Raw genomic sequence first — 12021 nt, 5'->3', positions numbered from 1 at the left:
TTGTGGTCATCACCTGCCCGTGATGACCCCACGCATTTACGTTCTGATAAAAAACTAAAGTGGAGAAACTTGGAAATACCCTACATCACAGCCTTCCTCGGCTGCACTCTGGGTTTGAATGGCTTTCGTTCGAGTCGCCAAACCTTTACTTTCTAAGATCTGATCCAACGCACCGGCAAACCATCCCGTAAACATGTAGTCCACCTTGCGGTTAACTTTCTTACCGTGGATTTTCTCGTAGTGATAAACAAAGGCCGAGTTTTCTAAACGCACTTTGGCTGTGCCCTTCTCAATGTCTAACTCTTCGGTAATGAAAAATCCCCAGCCACGCTGAGACAATCGCTTCAAATAGTGATGCCAAATCTCTTCGCCATAAATTCCATGGCATTCAGATTCTTGTTCACACCAGAAATAAGCGGACTTGTAACCCGCTTTGTATAAGATTTCTGCGTAACGCTCGGCACCGATTTCATCTTCAATCCCCATGTGATTGTTGACAAAAAAGTGGCGTGGTACGTACAGCATAGGCAACGCATCGGTTGTCCAAACACCGGTTTCGTCATCCACTAAAATTGGCATTTCTGGAGCGTGAGAACTCATATCTAATTCCTTAAATTCTTTTCGTTAAGATCAAATACTGTAAAGCGTTACGAGCGCAGTAGCTTTACTCACCCCAAACTTCATGCAGAAGGTTTACCCAGTTTTCACCCATAATTTTCACCACCTGACGCTCACTAAAACCGTGCTTCAACAACGCCTCAGTCAAGTTCGGAAAGTCCCCAACGGTGCGCATACCCAGTGGGTTAATAATCTCGCCAAAGCGCGTTAGACGGCGTGCGTAACCTTTGTCGTGAGTAAGATATTCAAAGAAGTCGTAACCATGACCTTGAGTAAAGTCTGTACCGATACCGATCGCATCTTCACCCACAATGTTGTAGATGTACTGAATGGCTTCAACATAATCATCGATGGTGGCATTGATGCCGGCTTTTAAGAAAGGAGCGAACATGGTGACACCCACAAAGCCGCCATTATCAGCGATGAATTTCAGTTCTTCGTCAGTACGGTTACGTGGGTGTTCTTTAAGACCTGAGGGCAAACAATGAGAGTACGCGACAGGCTTTTTGGATTCGATGATGACTTCTTTGGCTGTGTTAGGGCCTACGTGCGACAAGTCACACAACATACCCACACGGTTCATCTCTGCTACGATTTCACGGCCATAACCAGACAAACCACCGTCGCGCTCGTAACAACCTGTGCCGACCAAGTTTTGCGTGTTGTAGCACATTTGTACTATGCCGACGCCAAGGTCTTTAAAAATCTGAACATAACCAATTTGATCTTCAAACGCATGGGCATTTTGAAAGCCCATCATCACACCGGTTTTGCCTTCGTCTTTAGCGCGCTGAATGTCTTTGGTGGTGTAAACCTTAAGCAACAAATCGCTATTGGCTTCGATCAACTGATTCATTTCTACAATATTACGAACCGTACCTTCGAAGTTTTCCCAAAACGACACCGTGCAATTCGCCGCCGTCAGCTTACCCTTCGCCATGTCTTCAAATAACTCGCGATTCCACTTCGCACAAATCAAACCGTCAATAATAATGGACTTGTCGTGTAGCTCTGCTGCGTTCATTGTTTTTCCTTACCTATCACATGGGTAAAATATCAATGAACTCAGTGTAATTTTTCGCTACGGGTGGGAGGTGGCTGGAAACGACTAGAGGTAGACTAAAAGCGACTTTCTCTCTTTTGCTTCGTCAAGAAAGAAAACAAGCTCAGCTCCGTAGTACTTCGAGTTTTATTCCGCCCTTGCTGGGCGTGTAACTTTTTGCTAGCGCCCAAAAAGTAACCAAAAATTCGCTTTAAGATCTTTAATGCCTGATTTTCTTCAGAGGCACATAATTGTTACCTACGCTCGTTATATCGTAAGGCATAGATTATTTTTGGTGTGATGAGGAAGGGTATTTTTAACTGACTCTGAAACGCCATAAAGTCGCGCAATCAACTCTCTAACAAAATGACGCGTCGAACTAACGTCATCGGGATTTCAAGCGCAGATGGTAACGTTTACCAATCACTAAGCCCAACAAGACGTAATTTGTTGTGTTTAAATTTTTTGTCGGCATAAATACCGACCTACAAGTGATTGATTTGTAGTGGTTTTTGTAGGTCGCGGCTTTAGCCCGACAACGTAGACTAAGAGACCAAGGGGTCAAAAAAAGCTCTGACCCCAACCTTAGGGACGGGGTTATTTCTTAACGATCAGCTCTTCAAGCGTCAAACCAGTGGCTTTTTGGATGCTGCGCCATAGGTAATAAAAAATCGCCATCAGCATGATCATCGATGGAATGGCAATCATTGGGTAACTGTATAACGTCATCTGCCCTAACTCTTCATTAAAGGCTTCGGTTCCCGCTGGACTGGTCACTATCCATTTTGCCAAGATGTAATTCATGGTCGCGGAAAAAGCGAATGAACCGGCAATAAAGTACGTGGCTTTCATCAGACGTTTTTCGAACATTTCTGTGCTGTTGTTCTCTTCCAGCTTTTGCTTGATCTTATCCACGTCCATGATAGCGGCATTGAAAAACATAGCACGCACCAAAGGATAAGGCGTAAAAGTCGAAATCAACACCGCAATGCCAATGATCGCAGGAATCGCCGCTTCTTTAATCGCCAACCACTTATTGTCTAACTCAAACAAACCAATGCTGCCCGTCAGCAATACACTCACCAAACCCAACAAAGCAATAAAGTTAAACTTGCGGTACTTAATAAGCTCGTAAATCCCCCAGCCCAAAGGAAACGCCAGCGCTGTAATCAAACCACCGGTCGTACCTAACTTATCTTCGCCACTTAACTTCATCAAAATGACCGATGGCAAAATGACACTAACTATAAGATCAACCATCGGACGTGGTTTGTGTTCAGGAGTGCTGCTCATAAATTTCGGATTCCAACTTAAATTCAAATTCTAATGGCGACTATCATAAAGGAAAAATTCGCATGGAAGTGAATAGACAGTGATTTTTGGCAGAAGTGCCGAAGATTTGTGGATGTCATCCCGATCTCGTCAACCTCAGAACCAATGGTTCCCTCCCCTTTTTCTTCCAAGGGGAGGGTTAGGGAGGGGTTAATCTCTTCTTTGAGTTCCATTCGAATGCTTTGTATTCCCGACCTTTATTCCGCTATTTAATTCAGGGAAAGCTGGGCGTGTAACTTTTGCCAAACGATGCAAAACGTTCCCTTAAAAGAAAAGCAAAAAATCTTTTATCGGGCTGTCGCCCAAACGTCTCATTTGCTTTGTTTACGCAACCTTTAGCAAGACGATTTAAACCGTAAGGCATGGATTGTTTATTGGTTGAGAGATAGATCTTCAAACACTGACTCAGAAACTCCATAGGGTCGCGCAATCGGGATTGCGTCGAAGTAGCTTCTTCGTAGCTAATCATAGGCCACAATTAGGGAGGGACGACCTCTTTTCTGAAATAAATAACGCCGCTGAAAGCAAAGCTTTCATGTGCTCATTTATTTGTTGACCACTCACCAGCGTACTCTCCATAGACATCTCATTCCACTTGAATTGAATGTACTTACTGTTAATCAGCCGACAACTTCAAAACTTCGATTCTACGTCCATACTTTTATGAAGTACCCGAACAATAAAGATTGAGTCTCTTTGAATTTCATAAAATATAGTATGACTTTCATGTCGATGTTTCCGTAAGCCTGAGGCTACGTAGTCACATTGCACTCCTGATATAGGATTCTCAGCTAAAAAAAGCATCGCTGAATCTAATTCTTTGATGTAAGTTCTACGCTTGCCTGAACCCCATACTTTCTGTGTATAGGTAGCTATTTGCTTTAAGTCGGCACGTGCCGACTTCGACAGAGTAAACAAATTCATTTACCCAATTCGTCATCAAGTTCTTTCATCAAGCCTTCATAGCTGTATTCGGCAGTGCCACTAGCAATACCTTCTTGTATTAAACTTTGCAGTGTTTTAAGTTTTTGATCATCATCTTCAAGTTTACGCAATCCTGCACGGATGACTTCGCTAGCGGAGGCATATCGCCCATCTGCTATTTGCTGTGCAATAAACTGATCAAAATGACTACCTAAACTAATGCTTGTATTTTTAGGCATTCTTTTCTCCTTTCATACCAATATTTATTACATTTTGGTACAGAGAGTGTAGTAAGTCAAAATCATGATTAAACGTAGATGTGGCACAAACACTTCGATACTACTCCAGCGTTTAACAAACCCAATAACGAAAAAGGCCGCCAATTGCTTGGCGGCCTATCTGGTTTCGCTGGTCATGATGTTATTGAACTACTTTTCCGTCACCCGAATGCAGTTGCGGCCACTCTCTTTGGCTTGATACAAGGCGGCGTCTGTTTGTTGGAATAGTTGTCGCGGGTCTTCAATCAGTTCGGGCCAGCTTGAGATGCCGATGGATATGGTGATATTTTCGAGCAAATTTCCTTCATATTCTATTTGAGTTTTTTCAACAGCAGCTCTTAATTGCTCAGCCTTGCGTAGGCAGGCCTCACTTCTGACTCTCGGCATGACAACGACAAACTCCTCCCCCCCAAACGACAAACAATATTGTCTTCATCGAAAAAGTGGCTCAATAAGCTAGCAAGGGTTTTCAGCGCTTCATCACCGGCAGGGTGACCATAGGTGTCGTTGAATTTTTTAAAGTAATCGATATCACAAATCAGGAGGGATAACGCTTCTTGATTTTGTTCAGCCGCTGCCATTTCACATTCCATAACTTCGGAGAAAAAGCGTCGGTTTTTTAATCCAGTGAGACTCATCTTCATAAGAAAAGCGTTGCAGTTCCTCACGTAAGGCTATATTTGCTAAGGTAATGTTTATTTTTTCGATGGCTCGCTTTAGCAATTTCATAAAGTGAGCAACGGGATAACCATTGAGCGCTTCTGTTGCCTGAACTTGCAGTAGTGCAACATAACAAACAGAACCTTGCTGATTAACGAATCTAAATGGAAAAACGCCCTGCTCGTTATTAAACTTAAGCTTGATCAGCTCCGCATTATCAGGAAGAGATGTGTTCATTTTCTGCCCCCAGCTGTGGGCTTTTTGCCAGCCATCGGTACTCGCTATACTAAATACACCAGCAAAAGGCATGCAAAGTGCTTCGATGCTACTCGCTATCTTTTCAATTCCCATTTGTAATGTATGACAGCTTTCCAGCTCGACGATGACATCACTGACAATTTCATTTTTTTCCTGTTGAAACAACAGCCCATTAGCGCGAAGTGCTTCTTGCTTTACCATAATACTAAGCTGCTCAGTACGCTCATTGACTTTAGACTCTAATGAGATATTCAGCTCCTCTAATCGACGCTGAGTCGATAGATAATGGTTAAAAGATAAGCCAATGATCGCAATAGAAAATAGCAGCGCACCACTGGAAACAGGAACAGAGGCTCCACGAGATCCAATTATGGGCAACCGCCATATCAAGCATCATGACAGCGCAAAAACCAAAGTAAGCCAGGATAAGCAGTTTTTGCTCGAACCGAACACGGTTAAACACCAATAAAACAGAGACGACCAACAAGAGTGAAGTCACGATAAACATGCCATCGAATACTGGATAAAGTTGGGTAAGGTGAATAAGGCCAAACACACTTCCAATTGCGGCCACCAACAAAAACAGAACATGAGCGCGCCATAACCAATGAAAATGACGAACCTCTAAACCGGCGTCTGACAACCACTCAGCCAACAACATAAACATAGGAATCGGCAGTAAAAAATACGCATACGCACCAATATAATTCCACAGTAAAGGTTGATCCCAGATAAGCTTCATGGCGGGGATGTCTCCCAATACTAACCCCGCTGCCGCAAGAGAAAAGAGACATACATTCAGAAATTGGCGCCGCTGACCTTTTAACATGACAAAAACAACTGCCATAAAAGCAATAAATATCGTCACACCAGCGACAATAAAACCCTGTAATGATTCTTCAATAACTTGTGAGAGAGCATCAACTCGCTCGGTGAGCTTTAACTCTCCCCAAAAACCAATATTAATATAATCTGAATAGACTCGAAAATAGAGTGTTTTACCCGAAAAATCCTCAGGCAAAGTAATCATATGCCAAGGCCAACCAGCAAATTCTCCTACGCCATTCTGATCTAACTGACCATGTTTATAAATAAGCTCACCATCCAAATACACTTCAGCCAATAAATCAATACTGGATGCGTAAAATACAGGATCTCTATAAACATGTTGCGGAAGTGTTATACGAAACCAAATAATATTATGTCCACCACGAGCAGGTGGATCGGCCGGAAAAGCAATGGAGTGCCAATCAGCCAGGCTATTTTGTTGAGTCCATAAGGGAACACCATCAGAATTAAACGCAGAGTCACCCCATGCATATTCCCAACCATCATCTAGATTCACAGCCTGCGCAGATACATTTGCCGACGAGCATAATAATGCGGTAGCAAAAAACAACGAAATGAAATAAAAACATGCAGTCTGTAATTGCTTCAAAATATTACTCAACCAAAGTGTAAATTAACGAAACGAAATGCATCATATGCATCTCAATACTTTAGTCGCTTTCCTTGCATTAAAAAAATATTCTCCACTATCCTAACTTAAAGTCGATATTAGCATTGTAAAGAATCGTTTACGATTTTAGGGACAAGTTTGAACGAAACACTAGATCAATTTATAAAGCAGCTCAGAGTCAAAATGTTTGATCCTACATAATGTTGACGAATGTTTTCCCTAGCTCTGACAAAGCCTCTGACAAACGAGCTTATCTACATTTGCTTCTAACGAAAGCCCTTCTCTATAATAGCGGTTATTTCCAACAGTCCATGCAGTTTTTTCAAGGCGGTTTTACGATGATGTTTATGAAGGTTTCTTTTAAAGCGGCGCTGGCAGCGGCGCTTGTTGTGATGGTGGGTTGCAGTTCGTCGCCAACAGGACGAAAGCAATTTGCCGTGTTGCCCGACAGTCAGATGGATGAAATGGGGGTTCAGTCTTTTACCGAAATGAAGAAGGAGATTCCTACCTCATCAAACCCCCAACTAGGCAAACAAGTACAATGTGTGGCGGACACCTTGATCGCAGTATTACCAGAAAAATATCGCAACCAAGCTTGGGAAATTGTCTTATTTGATGATGAACAAGTAAACGCCTTTGCCTTGCCAGGTTATAAAGTGGGTGTTTATACAGGCCTTTTAAAGGTCGCCGAAAACCAATCTCAATTAGCCGCTGTCTTGGGCCATGAATTGGCCCATGTGATAGCAAGACACGGTAATGAAAGGGTCTCGACTCAGTTGGCAACAAGCCAAGCGCTGTCATTGGGTTATCAATTAAGCGGTGAGGAAACGCCAGAAAAAATCGCCATTTTTCAGGCATTGGGCATTGGTGCACAAGTCGGGATTATCTTACCTTTCAGCCGTGCTCATGAGTCAGAAGCCGATTTACTGGGTTTAGAATACATGGCCAAAGCTGGCTTTGACCCTAGAGAAAGCGTTGCATTGTGGCGTAACATGAGTGCCGGTGGAGAGAGCAAAACACCAGAGTTGCTGTCCACGCATCCAGCTAACACGACTCGTATCAAAGATTTAGAAGCCAATTTACCAAAAAATCTTGCTATTTATGAACCTCTTGTTGAACAAAACAAACAAGCAAAATGCTACTAATCATTAATTAAAACTCAGCTGAGACAAGCTAACCGCCAAAATGCATTTTTGGCTTGTCTCCGTTGTCTTTTTACAAACTATATTTTCAGACAAGGTTGTCATCTACTACTGCGCGCAACAATTTTCATTAAGTTAATATTAAGGAGACACTCTTTATTGAGTGCTCACCTATATATAAACACTTCCCCTCAATAGATTTAAGACGAACTCTCAGCACCACGTATAATTTATACTGAATGTTCAGTAACATTTAGAAACATTTTTTGTAAATTCTTCATGATACCATCCAGCCTATCTGTAAACCTTTGTGTCATGCCGTTTTGATGCTTATTCCATATTAAAAATACACAAGACAAAACGCTATAAATTTGACGTCGTTTTAGAATCCTAACAGTTCAAAGAAACAATGTTACTAACGCGTATAAGCAAGAGGGAAAAAAGAAATGCACGCTAGTCTGCAAAAAGCACTGCCATGGTGGTTAACAATGGTGTTAATGTGCTCTGCAAATATTGCTCATGCGACAACCCCTCTTGCCGATTACTTCACTGACACTTGGTCTACCCAAGACGGCCTACCACACAACAGTATCAATGCCATAGAACAGACCTCCGACGGATATTTATGGTTCGCCACTTGGGAAGGTGTTGCACGTTATAACGGTCGTGATTTTCGCTTTTATGAACGCTCCGCCCAAACTGGCATCATAGACTCTGGTACGCGAGCATTAGTATCGGATGATCAAAATGGTTTATGGGTTGCAGGAGCCAGAGGAAGTGTAACCTATCGCAAAGATAATCAGTGGCAGCCGCAATCGGTAGCCCGTAGCATGGTGAATCATTTACTCAAAGACAAAGCCGGCAATCTTTGGCTGGCCACAGAAGGTTTGGGCGTTTTTTATCGCGCAAAATCAACAGCGACGACCTATACCGAAGATGATATTTGGCTACTGCCAAATATCAGTGCTTATCGATTAATGGAAGATAGCCAAGGTCGGATTTTTGCTGCAACAGATAAAGGTTTATTTCACTTAAATGGACCAGATAAAAAAGAGCTATTAACACAATATGGTTTGCCTGAGTTACGAGTATATGCCCTTTTAGAAACCCAAGATAACCGTCTAATCATTGCAACCAGCCGAGGGGCTTATGTACTAGAAAACAACCAAGCGTATTTATTACACCCAAGTTTAGCCGGTGAAAGTATTACTTCCTTAATGGAGGACAATGAAAATAATCTCTGGTTAGGCACCATGAATAAAGGCCTACTAAGATTAAATAAACAATTTATTGAAACCTTAAATGTGAAATCTGGCCTGCCGAATAATCGTGTTTTATCAATACTACAAGATTTAGAAGGCAGTATTTGGGTTGGGACGAACGGTGGTTTAATGCGTTTACGCAAAGCGCCATTTACGACCTGGACAAAAGAACGCAGGCTCGTGGGTGACTATGTCCGCAGTATCCTTGAAATAAGCCCTAATATCATATTAGTCGGCTCTAGCGAAGGACTGAGCATCATTGAAGACAACACCGCACACAATGCAAGACTGAATGCAGGTGCTTCTATTTCTGTGCTTAGCCTTGGTAAACGCCGACAAGGTGGCGCATGGGTCGGTACTTATCTGAATGGCTTAATGCTTTGGCAAGACAACCAGCTCTCTCCTTATCTTAATCAACAAAACGGCTTACCCAGCGACGAAGTAAGAGCCGTATTAGAAGACCACCACGGTAACGTATGGATTGGCACCACAAACGGATTGGTCAGACAAGATCTAACAGGACAACAACAAATATTCACCCGTGAGAATGGCCTACCTGATAATTATATTATGGCGCTGGCCGAGGACGATCGCGGGCAACTCTGGGTCGGAACTGGGGTTGGCGCGGCAAAATTGACGACAGATGGATTTGAAAATATTCCCATCAACACCATGGAAGATGCCGAGTATGCCTTTGGTTTCTGGATGGAAAGTGGCTATGTTTGGATAGCGACAGATCGTGGCTTAGTGCGTTATCGTCAAAAAGATGGTCAGTTAGGCTTAGTCGGCCGTCATGCCGGATTACCCATCGATAAGCTCTTCCAAGTTATTTATGATGGTTCAAACAGTTTGTGGTTAACCAGTAATCGTGGCATTTGGCAAATAAGTTACCAAGCCGCCCATGCTGTTGCCGATGGTCGCCAACAACATCTTGAGTTCGAACATTTTACCGAAAGCGATGGCATGGCCAGTGCCCAAGCAAACGGAGGCTCCAACCCAGCCGCTATTGCAATGGCAGATGGTCGATTATGGTTTGCCACCGCCAAAGGCGTTGCCATGGTCAACAGTTCCCGTGTGCTACAAAAAAATACTGCCCGCTTGCCTCTGGTGATTGAATCCATGTCGGCTGATGGACACGCCTTGCCAGTCAACAAAAAACACGTCCTGCCAGCTGGCACCAACCGAGTACTCTTTGATTATGCTGGCTTGGGCTATGTTATGTCGTCGCGCATAGAATACCGCACTCGCCTCGTCGGCTTTGAAAAAAACTGGGCCACCAGAGGGAAAAATACCATTGCCGAATACACCAACCTAGAACCTGGTCACTATCAATTTTTAGTCAGTGCACGTTATCCATACAGTGACTGGCAAAATGCTGAAGATATTTACGAATTCCAAATCTTACCCTATGTCTGGCAACGACTCGACGTACAAATTGCCTGTGCACTGTTCACCCTAATACTCTTAGCTGGCGGACTTCGTTGGCGCTTGCAGCGTTTAAGACAAAGTGAAGTACGTTTAAAAGCCCTTGTAGAATCACAAACCTATGCTCTGCGTCAACAATCAGAAGACTTCCAGCGTCAAGCCAATGAAGATCAACTGACCGGATTACCTAATCGACGTGCTTTTGATCAATGGCTTAGTGAGAAGTTCGTGGAAGCCAAGCAACAGAACACGCCCCTCGCTTTGGTGATCATGGATATCGACTACTTTAAAAGGATCAACGACCAGTATTCGCACCTCACTGGTGATAGGGCCATCCAAGCACTTGCTAAACAGCTAGAAGCACTAATCAATCATCAGGTACATGCCGCTCGCTGGGGCGGTGAAGAATTCACCTTAATGATAAAAGGCATGGATGACACCGACGTAATGGCTTACTGTGAAGCATTACGCCATCGCATAGAAACGTATAACTATCTCGATATCGCTACGAACCTCACCATGACCGTCAGTATGGGCGTCGCGTTTTCTCATCAAGTAGAGAACTATCAGGACCTACTTAAACTGGCAGACCAAGCTCTATACAAAGCCAAGGAACAAGGAAGAAACCGAGTAGAAATGTGGTCGTAATGACTACTCAGAAGAAGGATTACTCAGAAGAGTGTTAGCTCAAGCCATGTTTAGCTGCCCTAAAAGCAGCTAAACATGCACATAGACAGCCAAATCTTATTAAGGCTTTTCTTTCAATACTGGCATACTTTGTTCAGTAACCAGATGCAAAGTACGCTGAGGGAACGGGATAGTTAAACCCGCCTCTTCGATGGATTCTTTCACACGTTTATTTAAATCCCAGTAGGCTGGCCAATAATCTTCGTTTTTTGCCCACGCTCTAAGCTGAAGGTTTACCGAACTGTCCATCATAGACACCACCATAGTCTGCGGCGCGGGATCTGATAACAATCGTGATTCACTTGCGATGATTTTTTGCAGTACAGACAACCCAACATCGATGGAATCTGAATACGATATTCCGACAACAATATCCATTCGTCGCTTACCATTTCGGGTGAAGTTTTTAATACTGCCGCCCCACAAAACACTATTAGGCGAAGCAATATATAAGCCATCAACCGTTTCAAACACGCAGGTAAACAAATTGATTTCTTTTACCGTACCTTGCGTTGAGCCAAACTCAATAAAATCACCCGCCTTAAATGGACGCAATATCAGCAGCATAATACCCGCAGCGATATTGCTTAACGTGTCTTTTAACGCCAACCCGATTGCCAGACCGGCCGCACCAACTAACGCAATAAGACTGGCAGTATTGACCCCAAAAATGTCTAAAATAAACACACCACCAATAATATACACCGCATAACTGGCAACGGTTGAAAAAATTGGTATTAAAGTCGCGTCTAATTTATTTAGCTTAGAATTGGCATTCAATATCGCCTTTCGTACCGCTCTTGCGATGAACGAACTGGCAGTGAATATCACGACAGCTAATACTAAGTTATAACAAAGTGAAATAATCGTATCCGAATGATTTTGCCAAAATTGAATCAGTGTCTCTTGCATAAGCATCTCTTCTTCGTTTTAT

Annotated in this window: 11 protein-coding genes and 1 pseudogene; 3 read left to right on the top strand and 9 right to left on the bottom strand. The window is 43.1% G+C overall.

Annotation, left to right across the window (positions count from 1 at the left end; all coding sequences use genetic code 11):
- Positions 1-54 precede the first annotated feature (54 nt).
- The 5 genes from ONZ52_RS03860 to ONZ52_RS03845 all read right to left on the bottom strand — a co-directional run bounded on the left by ONZ52_RS03860 (position 55) and on the right by ONZ52_RS03845 (position 4155).
- On the bottom strand, positions 55-600 hold the full coding sequence (locus ONZ52_RS03860) for a DUF5943 domain-containing protein (RefSeq protein WP_265217379.1): 546 nt from the start codon (positions 598-600) through the stop codon (positions 55-57).
- Positions 601-664: 64 nt separating this feature from the next.
- Positions 665-1642 (bottom strand): dipeptidase, encoded by a 978-nt coding sequence (locus ONZ52_RS03855; protein WP_265217378.1) that lies wholly within the window; start codon positions 1640-1642, stop codon positions 665-667.
- A 615-nt stretch (positions 1643-2257) separates the two neighbouring features.
- Positions 2258-2953: a VC0807 family protein gene (locus ONZ52_RS03850; protein ID WP_265217377.1), complete on the bottom strand. Its 696-nt coding sequence runs from the start codon at positions 2951-2953 to the stop codon at positions 2258-2260.
- A gap of 672 nt (positions 2954-3625) precedes the next feature.
- Complete coding sequence (locus ONZ52_RS25245) at positions 3626-3916, bottom strand: type II toxin-antitoxin system RelE/ParE family toxin (protein ID WP_409419365.1); 291 nt, start codon at positions 3914-3916, stop codon at positions 3626-3628.
- On the bottom strand, positions 3913-4155 hold the full coding sequence (locus tag ONZ52_RS03845) for a type II toxin-antitoxin system ParD family antitoxin (RefSeq protein WP_265217376.1): 243 nt from the start codon (positions 4153-4155) through the stop codon (positions 3913-3915). The genes ONZ52_RS25245 and ONZ52_RS03845 overlap by 4 nt, the downstream gene beginning before the upstream one ends.
- 78 nt (positions 4156-4233) lie before the next feature.
- Here ONZ52_RS03845 and ONZ52_RS03840 point away from each other — a divergent pair, with 78 nt between their 5' ends.
- A complete protein-coding gene (locus ONZ52_RS03840; RefSeq protein ID WP_265217375.1) occupies positions 4234-4422 on the top strand; it encodes a hypothetical protein in 189 nt (62 codons plus the stop codon).
- Here the strand turns inward: ONZ52_RS03840 and ONZ52_RS25240 are convergent.
- From ONZ52_RS25240 to ONZ52_RS03825, 3 genes and pseudogenes are all read right to left on the bottom strand, one after another.
- Positions 4345-4775: pseudogene (locus tag ONZ52_RS25240) on the bottom strand (GGDEF domain-containing protein). The gene ONZ52_RS03840 and the pseudogene ONZ52_RS25240 overlap by 78 nt on opposite strands.
- Position 4776: 1 nt before the next feature.
- A complete protein-coding gene (locus tag ONZ52_RS03830; RefSeq protein ID WP_265217373.1) occupies positions 4777-5490 on the bottom strand; it encodes a hypothetical protein in 714 nt (237 codons plus the stop codon).
- On the bottom strand, positions 5402-6550 hold the full coding sequence (locus tag ONZ52_RS03825) for a hypothetical protein (protein WP_265217372.1): 1149 nt from the start codon (positions 6548-6550) through the stop codon (positions 5402-5404). Before ONZ52_RS03825 ends, ONZ52_RS03830 begins: the two co-directional genes overlap by 89 nt.
- 359 nt (positions 6551-6909) lie before the next feature.
- Between ONZ52_RS03825 and ONZ52_RS03820 the strand changes: the two genes are divergently transcribed.
- Both ONZ52_RS03820 and ONZ52_RS03815 read left to right on the top strand, forming a co-directional pair.
- Entirely contained in the window at positions 6910-7716 is an 807-nt protein-coding gene (locus tag ONZ52_RS03820; protein WP_428981152.1) for a M48 family metallopeptidase, read from the top strand.
- Between the two features lie 443 nt (positions 7717-8159).
- Entirely contained in the window at positions 8160-11048 is a 2889-nt protein-coding gene (locus ONZ52_RS03815) for a ligand-binding sensor domain-containing diguanylate cyclase (RefSeq protein ID WP_265217371.1), read from the top strand.
- Positions 11049-11147: 99 nt separating this feature from the next.
- On the opposite strand, the gene ONZ52_RS03810 is transcribed toward ONZ52_RS03815, so the two are convergent.
- A complete protein-coding gene (locus tag ONZ52_RS03810) occupies positions 11148-11999 on the bottom strand; it encodes a mechanosensitive ion channel family protein (RefSeq protein ID WP_265217369.1) in 852 nt (283 codons plus the stop codon).
- Between the last annotated feature and the right edge of the window lie 22 nt (positions 12000-12021).

The organism is Marinomonas rhodophyticola (assembly GCF_026113935.1).
GTDB classification, from domain to species: domain Bacteria; phylum Pseudomonadota; class Gammaproteobacteria; order Pseudomonadales; family Marinomonadaceae; genus Marinomonas; species Marinomonas rhodophyticola.
Note: the sequence above shows the minus strand (reverse complement) of the source record. Positions and strands in the feature narration are given on the sequence as shown.

Excerpts from the sequence above, each read along its gene's own strand:
- ONZ52_RS03860 (WP_265217379.1), bottom strand. The coding sequence starts at position 600 with ATGAGTTCTCACGCTCCAGAAATGCCAATTTTAGTGGATGACGAAACC.
- ONZ52_RS03855 (WP_265217378.1), bottom strand. The coding sequence starts at position 1,642 with ATGAACGCAGCAGAGCTACACGACAAGTCCATTATTATTGACGGTTTG.
- ONZ52_RS03850 (WP_265217377.1), bottom strand. The coding sequence starts at position 2,953 with ATGAGCAGCACTCCTGAACACAAACCACGTCCGATGGTTGATCTTATA.
- ONZ52_RS25245 (WP_409419365.1), bottom strand. The coding sequence starts at position 3,916 with ATGAATTTGTTTACTCTGTCGAAGTCGGCACGTGCCGACTTAAAGCAA.
- ONZ52_RS03845 (WP_265217376.1), bottom strand. The coding sequence starts at position 4,155 with ATGCCTAAAAATACAAGCATTAGTTTAGGTAGTCATTTTGATCAGTTT.
- ONZ52_RS03840 (WP_265217375.1), top strand. The coding sequence starts at position 4,234 with ATGTGGCACAAACACTTCGATACTACTCCAGCGTTTAACAAACCCAAT.
- ONZ52_RS03820 (WP_428981152.1), top strand. The coding sequence starts at position 6,910 with ATGATGTTTATGAAGGTTTCTTTTAAAGCGGCGCTGGCAGCGGCGCTT.
- ONZ52_RS03815 (WP_265217371.1), top strand. The coding sequence starts at position 8,160 with ATGCACGCTAGTCTGCAAAAAGCACTGCCATGGTGGTTAACAATGGTG.
- ONZ52_RS03810 (WP_265217369.1), bottom strand. The coding sequence starts at position 11,999 with ATGCAAGAGACACTGATTCAATTTTGGCAAAATCATTCGGATACGATT.